We start from the raw sequence: 21,975 nt of genomic DNA on the forward strand, positions 1-21,975 counted from the left end.
TCCGCAGGTGGCCGTTGCCGCTCCCGGCCGCGACCGGCAGCGTCGAACCCATGCCGACACCGATTCTGCTCATCCACGGCCACCCCTTCGACCACACCCTCTGGGCCCCGCAGGCCGGCGCCTTGCGTGAGGCGGGCTACCCGGTGATAACCCCCGATCTGCGGGGGTACGGGCGGGAGCCGGCCCCGGTCGGTGAGGTCACGCTGTTGTCGGAGTTCGCCGCCGATCTGGCCGCCGAGCTGGATCGCCAGGGCTTCTACGAGGCCGTGGTCGGCGGGGTGTCGATGGGCGGGCAGATCGCCATGGAGTTCCACCGGCGCTATCCCGACCGCGTGGCCGGGCTGGTGCTCGCCGACACGTCGCCGGTCGGCGAGACGCCGGAGGGCCACGCCTACCGCAACGCGCTGGCCGACCGCCTGCTGGCCGAAGGCATGGTGGGCTATGCGACCGAGTCGCTGGACAAGATGGTCCTGCCCCGGCACACCGAGACCGAGGCCGGCGCCCACGTCCGCCGGATGATGCTGGCCACCGATCCCCGGGGCGCGGCGGCGGCGCTGCGCGGTCGCGCCGAGCGGCCCGACTACCAGGAGTCCCTCGCCGAGGTGCGGGTGCCGACGCTGATCGTGGTGGGATCGGGCGACGTCTTCACGCCGGTCGCCGAGGCCGAGCTGATCGAGAAGCTGGTGCCCGGCAGCGAGCTGGTCGTCATCGACGGCGCCGGCCACCTGCCCGGCGTGGAGCAGCCGCACGCGTTCAACGAGGCGCTGCTGCGCTTCCTCGGCTCGCACTTTCCGGTCGAGGCGTGATCGACGTCATCGTGGTAGATCTGGGCGTCACGGGGAATGCCCAGGCTCGGAAGGGAGCCCGACATGTCCAGCGACGATCTCACCACCGAGGCGGCCGAGGGTCAGCGTGACCGCCGGTTCCACGGTGGCACGCCCGCCCACCTCGACGACGACGAGCTGGCCCGCCGCACGGCGGCCGAGCGCGCCGACGCCGGGGTGGCCGACTACGACCCGAACGACGTGCCCCCGGCGACCGACGACCCGGTGCCGTTCGACCCCGCCTTCGACGAGGTCGAGCAGGACATCGAGAGCGTCACCGCGCGCCAGGAGGCGGAGGGCGAGACGACGCCGTTGAGCGCCGACAACCCCTTCCCGCCCACCCGGTACGCCGAGGAGTAGTTCCACTCTCCGGCCGGCGGTCAGCGCCCGCCGGAGAACAGCCCGTTGAGATCGCCGTAGCCGATGGCTTCGGCGGTCGACTCGTAGGTGCCCTCGGTGAGCGCCTCCCGAACCGCGCGACGCATCACCGCGTACGCCGTCGAGGCCACCTTCGAGCCCAGGCTCACCCGGGCCACGCCCAGCTTCGCCAGCTCGGCCACGGTCGGCGCGCCCGGCCCGGCCAGGATGTTCACCGGCGCCGGGATGTTCGCGACCAGCGCGCCGACCGTCTCGGGGTCGACCACGCCCGGCACGAAGATGCCGTCCGCGCCCGCCGCCAGGTAGGCCCGGGCCCGGGCCACCGTGTCCGCGAGGTCGGGCCGGCCGCGCAGATAGTTGTCGATCCGCGCGTTGATGAAGAGCGTCCCGGCCGGTGCCGCCGCGCGGGCCGCTTGGAGCCGCGCCACCATCTCGCCGGCCGGCCGCACCGAGTCCTCGACGTTGACGCCGGCCGCGCCCGCGGCCACCACGCCTCGGATCGTCTCGGCCGCGCCGGCCGGATCGTCGCCGAAGCCGGACTCGATGTCGGCGGTCACCGGCACGGAGACGGCCGCCACGACCCGCCGGACGGCGGCGACGGCCGTGTCACGGTCGAGAACGTCGCCGTCCGCGATGCCCAAACTCCACGCGACGCCGGCACTGGTGGTGGCGACCGCCGGCACCCCGGCCGCCTCGGCGACGCGGGCGCTGGCCGCGTCCCAGGCGTTGACGAGCACGACCGGGTTGCCCGGCACGTGCAGGGAACGGAGAAGCGCTACTTGCTCGGTCTGTTCGGTCACCGGCCCAGTCTTCGCTCGTGCCGCGCCGCCGCCTAGAACTTCCGCCACAACTGAACGACCGGCGGTCGCCTCACAGCGGCAGCACGACCGGCGTCGGCTGGCCGGCCACGCAGGTCACCGACATCCGGTAACGGTTCCGGTCGTCGGCGAAGACCGCGACCGGAGCCAGCGCCGGCCCCGGCTCGACCTTCTCCACCGCATAGCCGGGCTTGGCCTGCCACGAGGTCAGCGTCGCCTTGCCCTGGCCGCACACGGCGTAGACGAAGCCGCCCGGCGAGTCGAACCGCTTTCCCTCCGGCGCCGCCGCCGAACCGGACGCGGCCGGGCTCGGCGAGCCGTCGCCGGCGCTCGGCGAGCCGGATGCCGCCGGCCCGCCGGTGCTGATCGAGGCGATCGGTTCGCTGCCGGCCACCGGCGGCCGCACCGGCTGACCGGTCGGGGCCGGCTGAGTAACCGCGCCGCCGTCACCCACCGTGCGACCGCCCAGCCCGCTGCTCACCGAGGGTGCCGCCGTGGCCGTCACCGCGGCCTCGGGCCCGGAACCGTCCACTCCCGAGTGACCGCCCAGGGCGAGCCCGACGAGGGCCGCGATCACGACCGCGAAGATCGCCCCGCCGAGCAGCACCCGTCCGCGCTCCCGGACGAGCTGCTCCCACCGATGCGATGCGCCGGCCGGAACATCCCCCGACCAGCCCGGCCCCGCGATCGTTTCGGTGGCCGGTCCGCGCCGCCGGTTCGCCGCGCCCCGGGGCCCGCGCCCGCTCCCGGCTCGTTGCCCGCCTTCGCGTCCCGCGTTCCGCCGCGTCCCGGCCTTGGCGCCGGGCAGGTCGCCCACCCCGCCGGCCGCACCCGGCGTCGCCGTACCGAGCGTTCCGAGCGCGCCCACGCCACCGGCCTGCGCCAGCCCACCCCGCCCGGCGCCGCGCTGCGCCGGGCCGGCGTTGGCGGCCCGGTCCACGTCGAGATCGGGCCCCGCGTTGACGGGCCGTCGCCCGGGGACGCCTTCGTCACCCTCGCCGCGTCCGACGGCCGAGCCGTCCGACCGGCGGCCGCCGCTCACACCGGCCGAATTCCCCTCCGCGCTCCCTCGATCCGCGCGCGACCAGATCGAGGTTTCCCCCTCCAGCGCCTCCCGGGAGCCATCCGCCGGTAGTGGGATGCGGGCGGGAGCTTCACCGCGTACGGGCTCGGGAAATGGTGCGGCCTCGGCCGCGTCGCCCAGAATGGCCGACACCTCGGTGGCGCTCGGCCGCGCCGCCGGATCCTTCTGCAGGCAGCGGTCGATCAGCTCGACGACCGCGCGCGGCACGCCCGGCCGCTCGGGCAGCGGCGCCGGATCCTGGTAGACGTGGGCCCGCAACATCTGCGTCGTGCTCTCCACCGACCAGGGCGATTTGTCGGCCAGCAGCCGGTAGAGCAGCACGCCGAGCGCGTAGACGTCGGACGCGGGCACGATCAGGTCGCCGGTGAGACGCTCGGGCGCGAGATAGGCCGGCGTGCCGACCAGCATCTCCTCGGGCGACGCCGGACCGGCCGCCGCCGCGATGCCGAAGTCCACCACCTTCGCCCCGGCCGGGGTGACCATGATGTTGGCCATCTTGATGTCGCGGTGCACCAGGCCGTGCTCGTGCGCGGCGGCCAGCGCGGCCGCCACCTCGCCGCAGATCCGGAACACGGTGCGCGGCGGCAGGTTTCCGCCCGTGACCCGCTGCTGCAGCGTCGGGCCGTTCACCAGCTCCATCACCACGTACGGCGTGCCGGTCCCGGCCGCCTCGCCGTAGTCGTAGACCTGGCAGATGTTGGGGTGCGACAGGGTCGCCGCCGCCCGTGCCTCGTCGCGGATGCGGGCGCGCGACTGCGGATCATCGGAGTAGCGTCCGGCGAGGAGCTTGACCGCGACCGGCCGCCCGAGCACCTCGTCCCGGGCGCGCCACACCACGGCCATGCCACCACTGCCCAACTCGTCGAGCAATTTGTAGCGGCCGCCGATCGTTTGCCGAACCTCCACCGCAGCAGTGTGCCCGTCCGGGCGGAAAATCGCACATCCGTCACCACTCGAATGCCATTCACATTTCATATTCGGCCTTTTCCAGAATTGATCAAGGAGCCTTTGTGAGCGCTCTCGCGTGGCGGGCGGCCGATGCCGCGATCAACCGGGTGCTGCGCCTGCCGGCGCCGCGAAACGACTACGCGGTATCGCCGGTGCGCACGCCGATGCGCGACGGGGTGGTCCTGCTGGGCGATCACTACAAACCACTCGGCCGTACGTCGCGGGGCACCATCCTGATTCGCGGCCCCTACGGTCGAGGCCTGCCGACCTCGCTGCTCAACGGCCGGGTGTACGCGGCCCGCGGCTACCACGTCGTGATCCAGAGCGTCCGCGGCACGTTCGGCTCGGGCGGCGCCTTCCGCCCGATGGCCCAGGAGACGACCGACGGCACCGACACCGTTGCCTGGCTGCGCGAGCAGAGCTGGTTCGACGGCCGGCTGGCCACGCTCGGCGGCTCCTACCTGGGCTGGACACAGTGGAGCGCGCTGCGCGAGCCGCCGCCCGAGCTGCGCACCGCCGTGGTCTACGTCGCCCCGCACGACTTCCGCGACGCCGTCTACGGGACGGGCGCGTTCACCCTCGGCGACTTCCTGGGCTGGAGCGACCAGATCGCCCATCAGGAGGACGGCGGCTATCTGCGCCGGGTCGCGTCGATGGCCACCGCTCAGCGCCGTCTGCGCCCCGCGCTGGAGGGCTTGCCGCTTTCCCGGGCGGCCGATCCGGTGCTGCGGGGCCGCGCGCCGTGGTACCGCGAGTGGCTGGCCCACCCGGCCGGCGACGATCCCTGGTGGGAGCCGTACCGCGCCGGCGAGGCCTTGGCGAACATCACGGCGCCGGTCCTGCTGGTCGGCGGTTGGCAGGACCTCTTTCTCGATCAAACCCTGCGCCAGTACGAGCGATTGCACGCCCGTGGGGTCGAGGTAGGCCTGACCGTCGGCCCCTGGACCCACCTCGAGGTCGGCACGCAGGGCCTGGCGATGATCGCCCGAGAGACGCTGGCGTGGCTCGACCAGCACATGGCCGCCGGCCGCGCGGCGCGCAAGCACCCGGTCCGCGCCCACCGAACAGGCGAATCCCGCTGGCACGACCTGCCGTCCTGGCCCCCCTCGACGGAGCCGGCCGTCTTCCACCCGCACCCCGACCGCACGCTGACGATGAACGCCGGCGGCGCGGAGGAATCCGTGAGCTTCCGCTACGACCCCGCGGACCCGACCCCGACGCTGGGCGGCCGCACCCTGACCGGCTCGATGGGCGTCAAGGACAACCGCCCGCTGGAGGGCCGCCCCGACGTGGTCACCTTCACCACCGACCCCCTCCCGACGGCCGTGGACATCGCCGGCCGCCCGACACTCGACCTGGCGATCGCCGTCGCCCCCGCACACGCCGACGTCTTCGTCCGCCTGTGCGACGTCGACGAGCGCGGCCGTTCGCACAACTTCGCCGACGCCATGCGCCGCCTGGACCCCGACGTGCCGCCCGGCCGGCCGCAGCGCCTGACGCTAGAGCTGGACCCATGCTTCCACCGCTTGCGCGCCGGCCACCGCCTACGCTTGCAAATCTCGGGCGGCGCCTTCCCGCGCTGGGCCCGCAACCTCGGCATGCCCGGCGGCCCGGCCGACGGCCGCGTGCTGCGCCCGTCCCACCACACCATCACCTGCGCCGAGACCCGCCTGACCCTCCCGATCACCGCCGCCCAGCCCACCGCCGCCGCGCCCGCCGCCGCCGCGCCCGCCGCCGCCGCGCCCACCACCGCCGCGCCCGCCGCCGCCGCGCCCACCGCCGCCGCGCCCACCGCCGCCGCGCCCGCCGCCGCCGCGCAGCCCGCGCCCACGCAGGTCGCCCCTGCCCAGCCCGCGGCCGCGCAGCCTTCCACCAGCACGCAACCCACCGACACGCAGCCTGCCGACACGCAGCCCACCGACACGCAGCCCGCTGACGCCCAGCCCGCCGACGCCCAGCCCACGGCCACGCAGCCCACCGCAGCCCAGCCCACCGCAGCCCAGCCCACCGCGGCGCAGCCTCCTATCGGCGCGCAGCCTCCCACCGCCCAGCCCGCAGCCACGCAGCCCGCCGCCCGGCCCACCGCAGCCCAGCCTCCCGCAGCGCAGTCTGCCGCCGCGCAACACACCGCTGCGGAAGACGCCGCTGCGCAAGACGCCGCCGCCGGGAAAGACACCGCGCGACGGAAGAAACGCGGACGCCCTAGCTCTTCTTCGGGTGCTGCATCCACCATTCGGTGAACTGGCGGCCCTGGCCGGAATTGTCCAGCCGCAGCACCCACATATTGCTGAATGTCTTTTTCGGATATGTGGTCGTGGCTTCGATGATCGCCAGGTCCTCGGTGACGATCAGGGGGTGCCACTCGAACGTTGTGGTGCCGGGTTGGTCGCGCGCCTTCAGCCAGCCCTTCACGATCGCCTCGCGGCCGAGCCACGGTTTCGCGTAGGGCTCGGTGAAATAGGCCGCGTCCTCCGCGAAGAGGTTGCCGATGTCGTGCGGGTCATTCGACTCCCACGCCTTGCGATAGTTGTCCACCCATGCCGTCACCACGTCGAGATTTGTCATCGCGCGCCTCCCCAGGCCGATCCACGCTTCATCCTCCGGCACCCGCCTCCGCGCACGCCAATTTGTTGAACTCCTGCAGTGCGCCGTTCCACAAGAGATCGCCGGTCTGGCTGAGCACGATCGCGATCAAGCCCGCCGCCGGATCGTTGAACCAGCTCGTGCCGTAGCCGCCGGACCAGCCGTAGCGCCCGGGGCCGGAGACCTCGTCGGCCTCGACCGTCACCGCCGTGCCGTAGCCCCAGCCGCTGCCGCCGAGCAGCATGCCGCCGCCCTCGATCTGGGCGGGCGTGAGGTGGTTGCTGGTCATCGCGGCGACCGACGGCTCGGAGACCAGGCGGGTGCCGCCGTGCACGCCGCCGTCGAGCAGCATGCGGGCGAACGCCAGGAAGTCGTCGGCGGTGGAGACCAGGCCGCCGGAGCCGGACGGGAACGGCGGCGGCGTGCTCCACACCTCGGGGCCGGAGTCGATCTCGCCGAGCTTGCCGGTGGCGAAGTCGGTGCGGTAGCACTGCGGCAGCTCGGCCGCGCGCTCGGCCGGCAGCCAGAAGCCGGTGCCGCGCATGCCGAGCGGCTCGAAGACGCGCTCGCGCAGCAACTCGGGGAGCGACCGGCCGTCGGCCCGGGCCAGCAGCACGCCGAGCACGCTGATGCCCACGTTGTACATCCACTGCTCACCGGGCTGGTGGATCAGCGGCAGCGACCCGAACCGGCGGATCCACTCATCGGGGTCGTGCGGCGTGCGCGGGTCGGGATCGCCGAGGACCAGGCCGAGATCTTGCCAGGCCCGGACGATCGGAAACGGCGGGTCGATGCCGTCGCCGGTGACGATCATGCCGAAGCCGAGCGTCTGGGTGAGCAGGTCGGCCACCGTGATCGGGCGGACGGCCTCGACCGTGTCGCCGAGCGGGCCGTCGGGGCGGCGCAGGACGCGCTGGCCGGCGAGCTCGGGCAGCAGCTTGGTGACCGGCTCCTCGAGGTCGAGACGGTCGTCCTCGGCGAGCATCAGGGTGGCGACCGCCATCACCGGCTTGGTCATCGAGGCGATGCGGAACGGGGTGTCGCGGCGCATCGGGACGTCGCCGCCGAACCGGGTCACGCCGACCGTGTGGACGACGACGTCGTCGCCGCGGGCGGTCAGCGCGACCACGCCCGGGAACTCGCCGCGGCCGACCCGGGCGGCGATCGCGTCACGCAGTGGGGAGCTCATGCGGACAGCCTGCCAGGACCCACCGACATTTTCCGGTTCTGTCGTAGCCCCTCGTTAGGGTCCTCGGCATGGACCAGAACTGGCGTCATCTCCCGCCCCCGGCCCGGCCGATCGCGGCCGCTGCGGCCGCCGCCGTCGACGCGGCCCAGCGCCACGACGACGACGCATTGGCGTCGGCGGTGCGCGATCTCGCCGGGCTCGATCCGGCCGCGAGCGGGCTTTTCCTCGGTACGGTCGTGCGCCTCCTGCTGGAGGAGGGCCATCCGGACGGGCTCGACGGCGAGGCCGTGCGCGACGTGCTCGAGCACTGTGTGCGGTCCGCCGCGGAGTGGCAGGACGACGTCGACCCGCACACGGTGTTGCTGTTGCTGGCCGGCGCGCTGGGCGTCACCGAGGAGGACGGGGCGCCGCCGCCCGCCCCGGACGTGCTGGCCCGGCACGCGGCGCTGCTGATCGCCGACCTGCTCGGCCCCCGCCCGGCGCCGCCCTCCCTCACGGCCGCGATGAAGGAGATCGAGCGCACGCAACTCAACGACTGAAGCCGCGATGGAGGAGATCGAGGTGACCGAAGCCGAGGCCGGACCGAGATCAAACGGACGCAGCCCAACCGCCCATGGGTCGTTGAACAGCGGACACGACCGCGGAGCACGAGGAGGAGAAGTGCGCACCGACCCGGGCCTGCAACTGCGGCCGATGGTCCACGTCCGCGACATGGCCGCCTCGATCGCGTTCTACGAGCAGCTCGGCGGCGCGGTCGTCCACGGCGACGCCCAGGCGAAATGGGTGCTGCTCCAGCTCGGCACGGTCCAGATCATTCTGCTCGCCGACGGGGAGACCGGCGTCGACCTGCACTTCGGCGCGGTCATGCCGCTGGAGCTGCTCGAGCGGCGCCTGCACCGGGCCGGCTTCCCGGTGGCCGAGGTGACCAGCGACCACGATTTCGGGGAACAGCTTCTCGTCCGTACGCCCGATGGCCTGGAATTGAAGATCAGCCAGCGCGAGCCGTGAGCTCCACGCTGGCCAGGGCCGGGATCGCTCTCGGTAAGTCCCCGTCGCTCGGGGCGGATGAGCCACGCCGATGATTTTCGGTCTTCGGCCGGGGTAAACCGGCGTTAAGCCGCCGGGTACGACAAATCACGCGCCTCGGGGGGCGTACATGATCACGGCGACCCCGGCCAGGCACAGGAGCGCCCCGATCACGTCGAACCGGTCCGGTCGGAATCGGTCGGCGACCATCGCCCAAACGAGTGAACCGGCGACGAAGACCCCGCCGTACGCGGCGAGGATCCGCCCGAAATGGGAGTCCGGCTGCAGGGTCGCGACGAAGCCGTAGACGCCCAGCGAGACCACGCCGGCGCCGACGAAGAGCAGACCACGGTGCTCGCGGACGCCCTGCCAGACCAGCCACGCGCCACCGATCTCGGCGACGGCGGCCAGCACGAAGAGCACGATCGAGCGCAGCACGGTCACGTGCCGCATTCAACCAAACGCGGGTCAGGACGGGCGCAGGCCCACCGACGTGCGCGGCGAGGGCGGCTCCGCGCAGCCCAGCAGGCCGACCAGCCCGGAGACCCAGAGCTGGCGGTACACCGTGGGGCTGGGGTGGTTGACCACCAGTTTCACGCCGCTGGCGGCCGCGGTATGGAAGCAGGCGACCAGGATCCCGATCCCGATGCTGTCAATCAACATCACGCGCTGCAGGTCGAGGCAGATCTTGCCCGGCGTGCTGCTGGTCAGGACGTCGTTCACCGCGTCCCGCATCACGTGGGCGTTGTCCAGGTCGATCTCGCCGCTGGGTGCGATCTCGACAGTGCCGTCGGCCAACTGACGGGTGGTGATCGGCAGATACACGGCTGCCCTCTTCCTGGCGTCGAGCGGGCCGACGCCGAACTACCGCGCGTGGGAGGACCGCTCGCCGAGGACCCACCAGGCCCTGGGACGAGGGTCGGACGCCTCGCCGGGGCGCCGCTCTCCAACCGCGTCTCTACAACAATCCGCTGGTCTGCAAGTTACGCCACGTAGGCGCGGAACGCCAGAGTAGTTCATATGGCCTGAATGTGCTGGAACGGTCAGCGCGCGGCGGGAACGTTGACGTTCCACGCATCGGGGCCGAATACTCACGGTATGCAATGGAGTCCGCTGCGGCATGGGTGACGTCTACCCGAGGTCCGGCCCGACGTACTCCGAAGCGCCCGACATCGTCCACTTCAGCAGCGTAGACATCGATCAGGCTCGGTCCGTGCTAAATCGTTTCTACTATCCTGTTGCGGTCGGTACGCCGGAGGGCGCGGACGGGTTCCGGCTATGCGTGGAGGTGATCCAACTCGGACCACTGACGGTCGGGCAGCTCAGCTTCGCGGCGCCGGTGAGCCTGGTCGCGGCTGAGCTGAACGCGTACCACGTCAGCATGCCCACCCGCGGCCGCATGCAGGCCCGGCACGCCGGGCACGAGATCGTGGCCGGCCCGTCGATGGGTGTCGTCTTCGGCCCCGGCAACCCGGTCTACACCGTGCACGAGTCGGACTCGGCCGAGCTCGCCGTCAAGATCGATCGGGACGCGCTGGAGCAGGAACTGGCCGCGCTGCTGGGTCGCCCGGTCGAGGGACCCCTCGAGCTGCCGCCCGCCGTCGACCTCTCGGCCGGGCCGGGGCACAGCTGGAGCCGGCTGGTGCGGCTGCTGCGCGACGAGCTCGAGCACAAGCAGAGCCTGATCTACCAGCCGCTGATCGCCGAGCAGTTGCGCAGCAGCGTGCTGATCGGCCTGCTGCTGAGCGTGCCGCACAAGTACCTGGCCGAGCTGACCGGGCCGGCCACCGCGGCGCCCCCGCGGGCGATCCGGCGGGTCGTGGACGCCATCCACGACGAGCCCGAGCGGCCGTTCACGGTGGCCGACCTGGCGGCGATCGCGGGCATGAGCGTGCGGTCCCTCCAGGAAGGCTTCCGGCGGCACCTCGGGTACGCCCCGATGGCGTACCTCCAGCAGGAAAGGCTGCTGCGGGCGCACCAGACGCTGCGGCAGAGCGACCCGATGAAGGACACGGTGGCGGCGGTCGCGCACAGCTGGGGTTTCGCGCACCTGGGCCGGTTCGCGTCGGCCTATCGGGCACGGTTCGGCGAGCCACCGTCGGACACCCTGCGACGAGAGTTCTGAGCCGGTACGCGTACGGGCGTTACTCGCCCGGATCGCTGCGGCGCGGCTGCGGCACGCCGTTCGGCTGCCGGAGGTTGGCCGATACCCCGAACAGGTGACCCCGCGACGGCACCCACTCGCGCCACGGGCCCAGACGGCGGGGAACGGCCGCCAGCTCGCCGTCGCCGGCGCCGCGCTGCTCGCGCAGATAGGCCACCACGCGCGCGGCGGCCTCGCCACCGTCCTCGGCGATGCCGAGCAGCAGCCGGCGCGCCTCCTCGACGGCGGGATCGCACGGGTCCAGGCCGGGCAGATCGGTAACGGGCCTGCGTAGCAGCGCCGCCAGACCGGCCAGCGCCTGCATCACGTCACACGCGTCCCGCTCGGCGTCGGACAGGCTCGTCACGCGTCTCCCCCTCACCAACACGACCGGACGATCGCCACCACGCGGGTGTCTTGCCCACCCCGGGATCGGACCGACCTTTTACCGTGCCGATCGAAAGGTAATCGGCTCACTACTAAGCGTCCATCCGTAACGCGCAGGTCCTGTCCAGTTAGCGCTCAGTTTGACCGCCGAGGGCATGATCGTCCGTTTCCGTCGCATGGTCACGATCGGCGCGACGGGGTAATACGGGTAAGAGGCCAACCGTGGAGGCAATCATGACTGACGAGATCCGCCCGCTCGAGGAGACCGAGGAGGTGGCGGACGCGATCGAGGACGACGTGGCCGTGGACGCCTTCATCACCGGGGGCGGCACCGACCGGGACAACCCCGAGTTCCTGCAGCCGGGCGAGGAGCCGCACCTGCGTACGGGCGCCGATCAGCAGTGGGATCCCGAGGACGTGGCCGTCGCTGAGGGTCGTGACCCGACGCCGGAGAACATCGAGCGGGCTCGCCGCGAGCTCGAACGGGACGGCGCGACGATCGAGCGCATCGTGCCCTGAGCCGGCTCAACCGCCGATGGACACCGTACGGCCGCTGGTGATCGCCTCCTGACACCCCGCCAGGATGGCGGTCACCGCCGCGCCGAACCGCACGTCGAGCTCGGGTTTCGGCCCGCCGGAAGCGGCGCCGATCAGCTCGTCGAGGCCGAGCGAGAGCGCCTGCACCGGGTCCCACTCGGTGGGCGGTGGCTGACGCACGCCCGCCTCCCCGGAGATGAGCGCCTCCTCGCGGGCGGCGGCCGGCGGCGCGTCGACGGCGAGCGTCAGCGAGCTCACCGCCCCGCTCCCGTGCCGCAGGATGACCTTGGTGAGGTCGCGCGGGCCGGCCAGCGCCGTGACCTCGGTGACCGGGCCCAGGATCGGCAGGATCAGGGCCACCGCGTGCGGACCGACGTCCCAGAGGCCGCCGCTCTGCTTGCGCCAGGGCGACTCGCCGAACGGGTCGCCCGGCTGGAAGATCGACCCAAGGTGGTCGACCCGGGCCTCGAGCCAGCCGCCGGTCGCGACGGCGTCGGCCACGAACCGCACGGTCTCCGGCATGAGCCGCCGGGTGAAGAAGACGATCGAGGCCAGGTCACGCTCGTCGACGGCGGCGACGATCTCGTCGGCCTCGGCAGTGGTGAACGCGACCGGCTTGTCGAGCAGCAGGTGCTTCCCGGCCCGGGCGGCCCGCAGGGCGATCGGCGCCTGCACGTCCGGCGGCAGGGCGATGGCGACCGCGTCGACTTCTTCGATCAAATTCCCGATTTCCCCGTACGCCCGGGAGCCGTGCTCCTCGGCGAGCAGGCGCGCCTTCTCCGGGTTGCGGCCCCAGACACCGACCAGCTCGACATCCTTGTGCTCGGCCAGCGCCCGGGCGTGTGCCATGTGTGCCCAGGGTCCGGTGCCGAAGAGTCCGAAGCGCATGGTCCGCAAGCTACCAGGCCGGAGACGATCAGTACGCTGTGCCGGGTGAACGGTCCCCTGTCGGTCGCGACCATCGTCGTGGCCCTCGTGCTGGCGGTTTGGTTCCTGCTGCGCGCCGCACTCAACCGCGCGCCGAGCCGCGCCGACCTCATCGCCACCGCCGTGCTCGGCGTGCTGGTCGCGGTCCTGGTCGTGGTGGCCGTGATCGGCCTGTTCGACGGCTCCCGCCCGGCCGAGACGGCGACCTTCGCCGGCTACCTGATCACCACGATCGCGTTCGCCCCGGTCGCCCTCTACCTGGCCCGGATGGAGCCGACCCGCTGGGGCAACCTCATCCTCGGGGTCGCCTGCCTGGTGCTGCCCGTCCTCGTGCTGCGCCTGCAGCAGATTGCGTCGGTGACCGTTGCCTGACTCGCCCGCTCCCGCACCCGGCGCCCGCACCCGCCCCGCCGACGCCGCGCTGAACACCGGCCTGGGCCGCGTGCTGCTGTTCGTCTACGGCGTCTTCGCCCTCTCGGCGAGCGCCCGGGCCCTGGTGCAGATCATCACCAAGTTCCACGAGGCGCCGCTCGCCTACCTGCTGTCGGCCCTGGCCGGCCTGGTCTACATCGCCGCGACGATAGGCCTGGCCATCGGCGGCGAGCGGGGTCGCCGCATAGCCTTGGTCAGCTGCAGCGTCGAGCTGCTGGGCGTCCTGATCGTCGGAACCCTGAGCATCGCCGACGCGGTCGCCTTCCCGGACGACACGGTGTGGTCCAAGTACGGCAGCGGCTACGGCTACGTGCCGCTGGTGCTGCCGTTCATCGGCCTGTGGTGGATCTGGCGCCACCGGCCGGCCCGCTCGGCGAGCTAGCCGGCACGAACCGGCACGCGAACGCCCGGCTGGTGCGCAAGGCGGCGACAACCTCAGCCTGTTCCTGCCGTGCGCGTTCCGCTGGCGGATCTCGGACGGGTTCATGGCTGATCACCGTGACGACATGTTGGATCGACGCCCATGGAGAGCCAAGGCACTAGCTGGACGGATATCGCGGCCGTCGCCACCGCGACCGTGTCGACGCTGATCGCGTTGATCGCGGTTGTCATCGCGATCCGCAATGATCGCCGATCCCGTCAGGTCATCAAGATCCAGACCTATCTGGCACTGCGGAGCCGGTTCATCGAGATCTACCAGCGGCTCGGCAAGCTGGAGGATTCCCGCACGCCTCAAGACGACGTGGCGTTGCGCCTCACCCGCCAGGCTTACTGGCATCACTGTTGGGACGAATGGTTCATCTCCGAGCGGCTCTCGCCCGCGGAGTTCGGCGACATGTGGAAGCGGTTCTTCTCGGCCGCGGCCGAGTCCGGTCTCCGGCATCCCGCGTTACGCACCACTCTTGCCGAGATGTCGCGGGACCGAACTGTTGGCTTCGGCCGCTATGGCCGTGATCTGATCGATGAGCTGCACCGCCTCGACGAGTCGCGCCTCGAAGGAAGTGATGCGGCGCCGTGAACGGAGCGAAGCCCTGGTTCGACGTTAGAGGTTGGACTCGATCGCGTGCGGGACGAAGTAGCACCGGTCCTTCGTGACCAGGCCGTCCACGCCCAGGCCCTCGCGGATGCCCATGCCGGCCGGCTCGCCGTCGATCAGCCATGAGCCGATCACCGGGTGGACCGTGCCCTCGAGGCCGTCGAAGGACGGTAGCTCGCACAGCTGCTGCACCACGAACAGGCCGTCCGCCCCGTACTCGGAAGGGTTGTCGGTTATGGTCTCGCCCTCGCGGACCAGCGTGACCGAACCGCCCTCGCGGCCCCACACCGGCTTCTTCGCGTAGCTGGTCAAGGACGCGGCGCCGGACGAGCCGGCGAAATACGACGGGAGCAGATACTTGCTGCGCTCGGGATCGTCGCCGAACAGTTTCCACAAGACCGGTAAAATGGCCTTATTTCCCAATAAGGCGGCTTTGTACGGAGGCTCGATCCACACCGTACCGTGCTTGGTCGGGTCGGCCATGTTGCGGAAGAAGCCCTTGCCGCCCTCCTCGTGCCAGAACCACTCCCATGGATAGAGCATGAAGATGATGTCGATGGGCTGGGCCTTGCTCTCCTCGCCCGGCGCCGGGACGAACAGGACCCGGTCGCCGGCCACGTCCCAGCCGATCTGGCTCATCGCGATCAGCTCGACCGGGTAGCCGGCCTCCTCCGCGGTCGACATCAGGTACGCGACGTTCATCCGGTCCTCGCCCGAGGTCTCGCTCGTCTCGTACGCGAAGAAGATCTTGGGTTTGGCCGGGAGCCAGGTGCGGGCCTCGCGCAGCTTGTCGATGTTGCGCCGCCACGCGCCGGGGTTGGCCGGCTCGCCGTCGGCCGCCTCCCAGCCGACCAGGCGGTCGTGGATCGAGTTCCACTGCCGCCACGGGTGCTGGGTCACACCGGTCTGGTCGACCCAGTGCCACTGGATGACCGCGCTCTCGACCAGCGACGTCGGCGTCTGCGCGTTGAACTCGAGCAGCTTGGGCGTGCTGCCGGCGCCGTTGTACCAAAGGTCGAACCGGCCATAGATGGAAGGCGAATAATCCGGCGTCTCCATCGGCAGCCGCATGTCGGGGTCTTTGTCGTAGTGCGTCCAGGTCTCGGCGTCGCCGTCGAACCAGGTCCGGATGATCTGCTCGTGCGCGAACTCGGGAATGCCGATCTTGGCGAGGAAACACGTCGACGGGTTGCAGATCGACGTGAAGTAGCCCTCCTTGCGGCCCTGGACGGTGCGCCGCGGGCACTGCTCGACCATCCAGTCGCCGGCCTCGAGGCACATCGCGTGCAGCGTCGCGGTGGCCGCCTCGAGCTCCTCGATCTCGGCCGCCGTGAAGTCGTAGTAGGGGCCCTCCTGCCAGTACGAGATCATCGTCCCGTCGGGCAGCTCGGTGTCGTTGTAGGTCAGCCCGAGGCTGAAGTTGGTGAGCTTCCAGCCGTCGCGGACCGGACCGTACGGAACTCGGCGCACGGTCAGCTGCCACCCGACTTGTGACTGCCGGACGACTTGCTCCCGCTGCCGCCCTTGCCGACCACGCTGGTCTTGACCGTGCCGTTGCCGATCTTCCCGGTCGAGGGCAGGCCGAACGAGGCGCGGGAGGCCTTGTCGTTGTACGCGAACTTGCTGCCCCCCGCCGGCAGGCGCGAGCCGATCGGGTAGCCGGCCCGGTAGCCCGACGAGTGCCAGATGTAATACGGCACGATGCCGCCGCCGTAGTAGTGGTGGTCGTCGCAGTAGTCCTCGTCGACGATCACACCGTTGGCGTCGGCGCAGTAGAAGCCCTCATCGTGGTACCGGTTGCCGTTGTCGCAGGCCGCCGCGCCACCGGCGGCCAGCATCAGGAAGGTGCCGGTGAGCGAGACGCTACGGGAGCTCATGCGTCTGTTCATCATTTCTTTGTAGCGCCTCTCGACAAACCCGACCCTAGTCGCGTGGGCCGCCCGCCACGTAGATGACCTGCCCCGACACGAAGCCGGCACCCTCGCTGACGAGGAAGGATACGGTGTTCGCGACGTCTTCGGGACGACCCGCGCGGCCGACCGGGATCTGGCTCACCGCCGCCTTCTCGAAATCGGCGAATTCCATGCCGACCCGGGCGGCGGTGGCGGCGGTCATGTCGGTGACGATGAAGCCGGGCGCGACCGCGTTGGCGGTGATGCCGAAACGCCCGAGCTCGATCGCGAGCGTCTTGGTGAAGCCCTGCAGGCCGGCCTTGGCCGCCGCGTAGTTGGCCTGACCCCGGTTGCCCAGCGCCGAGGTGCTGGAGAGCGAGACGATCCGCCCCCAGCCGGCGTCGACCATGTGCTTCTGCACCGCCCGGCTGAACAGGAACGCGCCGCGCAGGTGGACCGCCATCACGGTCTCCCAGTCGTCCTCGGTCATCTTGAACAGCAGGTTGTCGCGCAGGACGCCGGCGTTGTTGACCAGCACCGTGGGCGCGCCGAGCTCGGCGACGACCCGCTCGGTGGCGGCGGCGACCTGCGCCGAGTCGGACACGTCGGCGCCGACGGCGAGCGCGGTGCCGCCGGCGTCGTGGATCGCGGTCACCGTGTTGGCGCAGGCGCCCTCGTCGAGGTCGACCACGGCGACAGCCATGCCGTCCGCGGCGAGCTTGCGGGCGGTCGCCTCGCCGATGCCCCGGGCGGCCCCGGTGACGATGGCGACGCGGGTGGGAGCGGACTGCGACATGGCGGCCTCCAGAGATCTCTGCCCGGACGGCCGACTTTAACCCGGCTCACGACGACCGGCGCAGCCGGATCCACCGATAGCCATACCCGGCGATCGGCACCTCGGCGAACTTGCCCAGGTCGGGGTACTCCCGATCGGCGAGCACGTCGTTCGGGAACTCGGCTTCGGCATAGACGGAGCTGAGATCGACGACCGCATCCTTTGTGCACAGGTTGTGCAAAAACAGCATAGTACCGGTGTGGTCGTCGGCGCGATGCACGAGGACTCCCTCGGGCGCCGGCACATCGACGTGGGTGCACGTGCCCGCGCCGACCTCGGGCGCCTCGCGCAGCGTCCGGATCATCCGCTCGAACCAGGAGAGCAGCGAGGTCGGGTCGTGGCGCTGCCGGGTCACGTTGACCGCGTGGAAGCCGAACTGATCGTCGGTGACCACCGGGCGGATCGGGTCGCCGGACGTGAAGCCGCCGTTCGGCAGGTCGGACCACTGCATCGGGGTGCGGATCGCGTCCCGCCCCTCCAGCGAGAGGTCGTCGCCCATGCCGATCTCCTCGCCGTACCGCAGCACCGGCGTTCCGCGCAGGGTGAACTGCAGCGAGTAGGCCAGCTCCAGCCGCCGCCGGTCACCGCCCAGCATCGGCGCGAGGCGGCGCCGGATCCCGCGGCCGTAGAGCTGCATGTTCTCGTCCGGCCCGAACTCGGCGAACACCTGGTCCCGCTGGTCGGCGGTGAGCCGGGAGAGATCGATCTCGTCGTGGTTGCGCAGGAACGTGGCCCACTGTCCGCCCGGCGGCAGCTTCGGCGTCTCGCGCAGCGCCTGGATCACCGGCTCCGGGTTCTGCCGGGCCAGGGCCAGCACCAGCTGACCGTTGAGCATGAAGTCGAACAGCATGTGGATGCGGTTGTTCGAGCCGGCGCCGTCGCCGAAGAACGTGACCAGCTGGTCGGGCTCGACGTTCGCCTCGGCCAGCAGCACCGCGTCGCCCTTGCGCCACTGCACGAACTGCCGCAGGTCGGTGAGGTAGTCCATGTCCTTGGGCGAGTTCGGGTTCCCCGGCTCGGTCTCCTCGATGATGAACGGCACCGCGTCCATCCGGAACCCGGCGACGCCGAGCTGGAGCCAGAACGCGCAGATCTTCTTGATCTCCTCGCGTACCTCCGGATTCTTGATGTTGAGATCCGGCTGGAACTTGTAGAACCGGTGGTAGTACCAGAGCTTGGCGGTGCGGTCGAAGGACCAGGTCTCGCCCTGTTCACCGGGAAAGACCATGCCTTGGTGGCGGTCCGGCGGCGCGCTGTCGGCCCACACATACCAGTCGCGGTACGGGGAATCCGGTGACGACCTCGCCGACTGGAACCAGGGGTGCTGGTCCGACGTGTGGTTGACGACCAGGTCGATGATCACCTTGATGCCGAGGTTGCCGGCCTGGTGCAGCAGCTCGGCGAAGTCTCCGAGCGTGCCGAGGCGGGGGTCGACGTTGTAGAAGTCCTCCACGTCGTAGCCGTCGTCGCGGCCGGGCGTGGGGTGGATCGGGTTCAGCCACAGGCAGGTGACCCCCAGCCGAGCCAGGTAGTCGAGGCGGCCGATGAGGCCGCGGATGTCGCCGATCCCGTCGCCGTTCGAGTCGGCGTACGTGTCGATGTCGAGGCAGTAGACGACGGCTTTCTGGTACCACCGGTCACTCATGCCCCCGTTATTGCCACTGTCGCCGCGACGTGAAACCGCCCCCCGGTCGGGTAAGACTTGAGGATGGGTCTCACCGCATGGGTCACGTCGGTCATCGACGCGCTGGGCGAGGTCGGCGTCGGCCTGCTCGTCGCGCTGGAGAACCTGGTGCCGCCCATCCCCAGTGAGATCGTCCTGTCACTGGCCGGATATCTGGCCGCCGAGGGCCGGGTCGGCCTGATCCAGGTGCTGGTCGCGGCCACCGCCGGCTCGGTCGCCGGGGCGCTCGCGCTCTACTGGCTCGGGCGCGCGCTCGGCGAGGACCGGCTGCGGCGCTGGCTCGACCGGATCCCGCTGGTCGACGCCGCGGATCTGGACAAGGCCGACCGGTGGTTCTCCAAGCACGAGAAGAGTGCCGTCCTGTTCGGGCGCTGTGCTCCGGTCGTACGGTCGCTGGTCTCGATTCCGGCCGGCGCCAATCGCATGCCGCTCGGCCAGTTCGTGTTTTTCACCGCGATCGGCAGCGGGGTGTGGAACGCGCTCTTCGTCCTCGCCGGATATCTGCTCGGCGAGCGCTGGCAGGACGTGGAGAAGTACAGCCACTGGTTCGACTACGCGGTCGGCGCGTTCGTGGTCGGCGCCGCCGGATGGTGGATCGTGAAAAAGACGCGCGGCCGCCGAAGCGACCGCGCGTCCGTCAACCGGGACTAGAAACCTGCACTGATCTTCGTGAAGGCCCAGTCGGCCTGCGCGATGCCCGAGCAGTTCGAGACCACGCCGCCCCCGGCGCAGCCACGGTCCCGGTTGACCGCCCAGAAGGTGAACCGCGCGAAGCCCTTGCTCTTGGCGTAGTCGCGGATCCGCGTCCAGGTGTCGGTCGAGGTCAGCTCCTGCTGGTCGGAAAGACCGTTCATGCCGGAGATGCCCATGTGCGAGTACGCCTGCGCGTCGGTGTACCCGAAGGTGCTCTTGAGCAGGTTCTTCAGGGCCTCGGAGGCGTTCACGGTGTTGCCGTACATGTCGTTGCCGCCACCGAAGTCGAACGGCATCTGGGTGAAGATGTCGATGTTCGCGCCCAAGGTCTTGGCCTGCTGTACGAGCCGGGTGCCGTAGTAGGTCGGCCCGGTGGTCGAGGTGCCGAAGGTCAGGATCGTCTTCACCGACGGGTTGTTCTGCTTGATGATCTTCAGAGCGCCGAGCACCCGGTCCTGGACCGCGGTGTTCTCGAACTCGTCGGTGTTCTCGATGTCGATGTCGATGGCCTTCAGACCAAAGGCATCAATGATCTTCTGGTACGCGCCGGCCAGCGCCGTGGTGGTCGAGCAGTTCGGCCCGAGCTTGTTGCCGCTGTAGCCGCCGACCGACGGGACTACGTCGGCGCCGGCCGCCTTGATCTGCGCGATGTAGCTGGCGTGCACGCCGCCGGTCAGGCCGCCCTCGCCGTCCCACGCCGGGTTGCAGCCGTTGCTGGCCAGCACGAACGCCACGGTGAACGCCTTGATGCCGGTCGCGCTGGTGACCGTCGACGGCGCCGGCGGGTTGCCCCAGCCCGGGTAGACGTAGGGCGAGGACGCCATCTTGCTGCCGGTGGTCGGCGGGTTGGTGGTCGGCCCGGTCGGCGGCGTCGTGGTCGGCGGCGTCGTCGTGCCACCACAGGCGCCGTTGTCGGCCCACACGTCCCACTGGCCGGAGTGCGTGGCCGGGGACTCGTTCTGCGTCCACCACTTGGCGGTGTAGTTGTGACCGTTCTGGGAAGCGGAGTTGCCGCCCACGTACACGGCGCTCGAGGACCAGGCGGGGGCGCACGCGGCGGCGGCGTTCGACGCCACCATGGGGATGATCGCGGCGGCCAGGCCGGTGGCGGTCACCGAGCCGAGGATCAGCAGCTTTCTGCCGAGTTTCACGGAGTCTCTCCTGAGGGGGTTAGGGGAGGGTGGCGAGGTGGGGCTTGACGGTGTTGCCGAACGAGTTGCCGTTGGTGACGTCCCAGTTGATCGACCAGGTCATCGCGCCGCGGATTCCCGGGTACGTCGCCGGGGGCTTGAAGCTGCCGCAGTTGGTGCCGCGGGCCAGGCAGTCCAGCGCCGCGTTGACGTTCGCCGGTGACTGGTATCCGCCGCCGGCCGCCTGCGAGCTGGCCGGGAGGCCGAGCGCCACCTGGTCGGGGCGCAGGCCGTTCTGGGTCTGGATGCAGGCCAGCGCGGTCAGGAAGTTCACGGTGCCCTGCGAGTACGCGGCCATCTGGTCGCAGCCGAGCATCGAGCCGGAGTTGTAGTACTGGGTGTGCACCACGGTCAGGATGTCCTTGATGGACAGCGCGAGCGCGAAGTACGACGACCCGGTGCTCTGCATGTCGATGGTCTGCGGCGCCATCGTGATGATCAGGTTGGCGCCGGCCTTGGCCCGGAGGCTGCGCAGGGCCTGGGCCATGTAGGTGGAGTTGAGGCCGTTCTCGAGGTCGATGTCGACGCCGTCGAACCCGTACGTGGTCATCAGGTTGTAGACGCTGTTGGCGAAGTTGGTGGCCGCGTTGGCGTCGCCGACGCTGACCGAGCCCTTCTCGCCGCCGACCGAGATGACAACCTTCTTGCCCCGCGAGTGCAGGGTCGCGATGTCGGCCTTGAACTGGGCGTCGGTGTAGCCGCCGACCTGCGCCGCGAGCCCGGAGTCGAGGGTGAAGCTCACCGCGCCCGGGGTCGAGGTCGCGTCGGCGAAGGCGACCGCGATGAGGTCGTAGTTCGCCGGGACGCTCGCCAGCTTGAGGGCCGCCGCGCCGTTGTAGAAGTTCTGCCAGTAGCCGGTCAGGAAGTGCTTGGGCAGCGTCCCGTTCGACGGCGGAACCGTGGTCGGCGGCGCGGTGGTCGGCGGCGCGGTGGTCGGTGACGTGGTCGGGGGCTTGGTCGTCGGCGCGGTGGTCGGCGGCGTGGTCGGGGTCGACCCGCCACAGGCGCCGTTGTCGGCCCACACGTCCCACTGGCCGGAGTGCGTGGCCGGCGACTCGTTCTGCGTCCACCACTTGGCGGTGTAGTTGTGACCGTTCTGCGAAGCGCTGTTGCCGCCCACGTAGACGGCGCTCGCGCTCCACGCCGGCGCGCAGGCGGCCGCGGCGTTCGCGCTCCCGCCGAAGTACACCGCGGCGCCGCCGGCGGCGAGGGCCGCCACGGTCGCCAGGACCACCGATCTGGAGCGCTTCATCGCCGTCCCCTTCATCGCCCTGCTGTGATGTGCGTCAATCATTAGGACTGTTAACAGTAAAAGTCCAGAGGGGAGGGACCTTAAACATCCTTAAATCTTTCGTTGATGTTTTCGCTC

25 protein-coding genes are annotated in these 21,975 nt (G+C 70.7%); 11 read left to right on the forward strand and 14 right to left on the reverse strand.

Features of this window, described 5'->3' with window-relative positions:
* Positions 1-50 precede the first annotated feature (50 nt).
* A complete protein-coding gene (locus ACQP2F_RS41160) occupies positions 51-806 on the forward strand; it encodes an alpha/beta fold hydrolase (protein WP_433297487.1) in 756 nt (251 codons plus the stop codon).
* 63 nt (positions 807-869) lie between these two features.
* Entirely contained in the window at positions 870-1,184 is a 315-nt protein-coding gene (locus tag ACQP2F_RS41165; RefSeq protein ID WP_433297489.1) for a hypothetical protein, read from the forward strand.
* 20 nt (positions 1,185-1,204) lie between these two features.
* Here ACQP2F_RS41165 and ACQP2F_RS41170 read toward each other — a convergent pair whose 3' ends face one another.
* Both ACQP2F_RS41170 and ACQP2F_RS41175 read right to left on the reverse strand, forming a co-directional pair.
* Positions 1,205-2,002 (reverse strand): isocitrate lyase/PEP mutase family protein, encoded by a 798-nt coding sequence (locus tag ACQP2F_RS41170; RefSeq protein WP_433297491.1) that lies wholly within the window; start codon positions 2,000-2,002, stop codon positions 1,205-1,207.
* 70 nt (positions 2,003-2,072) lie between these two features.
* A complete protein-coding gene (locus ACQP2F_RS41175) occupies positions 2,073-4,010 on the reverse strand; it encodes a protein kinase domain-containing protein (protein WP_433297493.1) in 1,938 nt (645 codons plus the stop codon).
* Between the two features lie 104 nt (positions 4,011-4,114).
* Here ACQP2F_RS41175 and ACQP2F_RS41180 point away from each other — a divergent pair, with 104 nt between their 5' ends.
* Positions 4,115-6,292, forward strand: a complete 2,178-nt coding sequence (locus ACQP2F_RS41180; protein ID WP_433297496.1) for a CocE/NonD family hydrolase — start codon at positions 4,115-4,117, stop codon at positions 6,290-6,292.
* On the opposite strand, the gene ACQP2F_RS41185 is transcribed toward ACQP2F_RS41180, so the two are convergent.
* Together ACQP2F_RS41185 and ACQP2F_RS41190 are read right to left on the reverse strand one after the other, a co-directional pair.
* Positions 6,255-6,659, reverse strand: coding sequence for a nuclear transport factor 2 family protein (locus ACQP2F_RS41185; RefSeq protein WP_433297499.1), 405 nt, complete (start codon positions 6,657-6,659; stop codon positions 6,255-6,257). The genes ACQP2F_RS41180 and ACQP2F_RS41185 overlap by 38 nt on opposite strands.
* The gene (locus ACQP2F_RS41190) at positions 6,646-7,824 is read right to left on the reverse strand and encodes a serine hydrolase domain-containing protein (RefSeq protein WP_433297501.1); all 1,179 of its coding nucleotides are present in this window, start codon (positions 7,822-7,824) and stop codon (positions 6,646-6,648) included. The genes ACQP2F_RS41185 and ACQP2F_RS41190 overlap by 14 nt, the downstream gene beginning before the upstream one ends.
* Positions 7,825-7,892: 68 nt before the next feature.
* On the opposite strand from ACQP2F_RS41190, the gene ACQP2F_RS41195 reads away from it, so the two are divergent.
* Both ACQP2F_RS41195 and ACQP2F_RS41200 read left to right on the forward strand, forming a co-directional pair.
* Positions 7,893-8,363, forward strand: a complete 471-nt coding sequence (locus ACQP2F_RS41195; RefSeq protein ID WP_433297503.1) for a hypothetical protein — start codon at positions 7,893-7,895, stop codon at positions 8,361-8,363.
* 121 nt (positions 8,364-8,484) lie between these two features.
* Positions 8,485-8,832, forward strand: a complete 348-nt coding sequence (locus ACQP2F_RS41200; protein WP_433297506.1) for a hypothetical protein — start codon at positions 8,485-8,487, stop codon at positions 8,830-8,832.
* A 126-nt stretch (positions 8,833-8,958) separates the two neighbouring features.
* Here ACQP2F_RS41200 and ACQP2F_RS41205 read toward each other — a convergent pair whose 3' ends face one another.
* Positions 8,959-9,294 (reverse strand): YnfA family protein, encoded by a 336-nt coding sequence (locus tag ACQP2F_RS41205; RefSeq protein ID WP_433297508.1) that lies wholly within the window; start codon positions 9,292-9,294, stop codon positions 8,959-8,961.
* Positions 9,295-9,318: 24 nt separating this feature from the next.
* Positions 9,319-9,675, reverse strand: coding sequence for an STAS domain-containing protein (locus ACQP2F_RS41210; protein WP_433297511.1), 357 nt, complete (start codon positions 9,673-9,675; stop codon positions 9,319-9,321).
* A gap of 295 nt (positions 9,676-9,970) precedes the next feature.
* Here ACQP2F_RS41210 and ACQP2F_RS41215 point away from each other — a divergent pair, with 295 nt between their 5' ends.
* Positions 9,971-10,975: an AraC family transcriptional regulator gene (locus ACQP2F_RS41215; protein WP_433297514.1), complete on the forward strand. Its 1,005-nt coding sequence runs from the start codon at positions 9,971-9,973 to the stop codon at positions 10,973-10,975.
* Positions 10,976-10,994: 19 nt separating this feature from the next.
* Here the strand turns inward: ACQP2F_RS41215 and ACQP2F_RS41220 are convergent, their stop codons facing one another.
* A complete protein-coding gene (locus ACQP2F_RS41220; RefSeq protein ID WP_433297516.1) occupies positions 10,995-11,360 on the reverse strand; it encodes a hypothetical protein in 366 nt (121 codons plus the stop codon).
* 254 nt (positions 11,361-11,614) lie between these two features.
* On the opposite strand from ACQP2F_RS41220, the gene ACQP2F_RS41225 reads away from it, so the two are divergent.
* Positions 11,615-11,899 (forward strand): hypothetical protein, encoded by a 285-nt coding sequence (locus ACQP2F_RS41225; RefSeq protein WP_433297518.1) that lies wholly within the window; start codon positions 11,615-11,617, stop codon positions 11,897-11,899.
* A 6-nt stretch (positions 11,900-11,905) separates the two neighbouring features.
* Here the strand turns inward: ACQP2F_RS41225 and ACQP2F_RS41230 are convergent, their stop codons facing one another.
* Positions 11,906-12,805 (reverse strand): Gfo/Idh/MocA family protein, encoded by a 900-nt coding sequence (locus ACQP2F_RS41230; protein ID WP_433297520.1) that lies wholly within the window; start codon positions 12,803-12,805, stop codon positions 11,906-11,908.
* A gap of 45 nt (positions 12,806-12,850) precedes the next feature.
* Between ACQP2F_RS41230 and ACQP2F_RS41235 the strand changes: the two genes are divergently transcribed.
* The 3 genes from ACQP2F_RS41235 (at position 12,851) to ACQP2F_RS41245 (ending at position 14,294) form a co-directional block, all read left to right on the forward strand.
* Positions 12,851-13,216, forward strand: a complete 366-nt coding sequence (locus tag ACQP2F_RS41235) for a hypothetical protein (protein WP_433297522.1) — start codon at positions 12,851-12,853, stop codon at positions 13,214-13,216.
* Entirely contained in the window at positions 13,209-13,658 is a 450-nt protein-coding gene (locus tag ACQP2F_RS41240) for a hypothetical protein (RefSeq protein WP_433297524.1), read from the forward strand. The genes ACQP2F_RS41235 and ACQP2F_RS41240 overlap by 8 nt, the downstream gene beginning before the upstream one ends.
* A 141-nt stretch (positions 13,659-13,799) precedes the next feature.
* Positions 13,800-14,294: a hypothetical protein gene (locus ACQP2F_RS41245; RefSeq protein WP_433297526.1), complete on the forward strand. Its 495-nt coding sequence runs from the start codon at positions 13,800-13,802 to the stop codon at positions 14,292-14,294.
* A gap of 24 nt (positions 14,295-14,318) precedes the next feature.
* Here ACQP2F_RS41245 and ACQP2F_RS41250 read toward each other — a convergent pair whose 3' ends face one another.
* Genes ACQP2F_RS41250 through ACQP2F_RS41265 form a run of 4 tightly spaced genes read right to left on the reverse strand, consistent with a single transcriptional unit; the run spans position 14,319 to position 18,684 of the window.
* Positions 14,319-15,782 carry a glutathionylspermidine synthase family protein gene (locus ACQP2F_RS41250; protein ID WP_433297528.1) on the reverse strand — a complete coding sequence of 488 codons (1,464 nt, stop codon included), beginning with the start codon at positions 15,780-15,782 and terminating at the stop codon, positions 14,319-14,321.
* A 2-nt stretch (positions 15,783-15,784) separates the two neighbouring features.
* Positions 15,785-16,189 carry a hypothetical protein gene (locus ACQP2F_RS41255; protein ID WP_433297530.1) on the reverse strand — a complete coding sequence of 135 codons (405 nt, stop codon included), beginning with the start codon at positions 16,187-16,189 and terminating at the stop codon, positions 15,785-15,787.
* A 46-nt stretch (positions 16,190-16,235) separates the two neighbouring features.
* On the reverse strand, positions 16,236-17,000 hold the full coding sequence (gene fabG / locus ACQP2F_RS41260) for a 3-oxoacyl-ACP reductase FabG (protein ID WP_433297532.1): 765 nt from the start codon (positions 16,998-17,000) through the stop codon (positions 16,236-16,238).
* Between the two features lie 46 nt (positions 17,001-17,046).
* Positions 17,047-18,684: an alpha-amylase family protein gene (locus tag ACQP2F_RS41265; protein WP_433297535.1), complete on the reverse strand. Its 1,638-nt coding sequence runs from the start codon at positions 18,682-18,684 to the stop codon at positions 17,047-17,049.
* Positions 18,685-18,747: 63 nt separating this feature from the next.
* Here ACQP2F_RS41265 and ACQP2F_RS41270 point away from each other — a divergent pair, with 63 nt between their 5' ends.
* Entirely contained in the window at positions 18,748-19,374 is a 627-nt protein-coding gene (locus tag ACQP2F_RS41270) for a DedA family protein (protein ID WP_433297537.1), read from the forward strand.
* On the opposite strand, the gene ACQP2F_RS41275 is transcribed toward ACQP2F_RS41270, so the two are convergent.
* The gene (locus tag ACQP2F_RS41275; RefSeq protein ID WP_433297539.1) at positions 19,371-20,567 is read right to left on the reverse strand and encodes a carbohydrate-binding protein; all 1,197 of its coding nucleotides are present in this window, start codon (positions 20,565-20,567) and stop codon (positions 19,371-19,373) included. The two genes, ACQP2F_RS41270 and ACQP2F_RS41275, sit on opposite strands and share 4 nt — an antisense overlap.
* A 19-nt stretch (positions 20,568-20,586) precedes the next feature.
* The gene (locus ACQP2F_RS41280) at positions 20,587-21,858 is read right to left on the reverse strand and encodes a chitinase (protein ID WP_433297542.1); all 1,272 of its coding nucleotides are present in this window, start codon (positions 21,856-21,858) and stop codon (positions 20,587-20,589) included.
* Between the last annotated feature and the right edge of the window lie 117 nt (positions 21,859-21,975).

It is taken from the genome of Actinoplanes sp. CA-030573 (assembly GCF_050951115.1).
Taxonomy (GTDB): domain Bacteria; phylum Actinomycetota; class Actinomycetes; order Mycobacteriales; family Micromonosporaceae; genus Actinoplanes.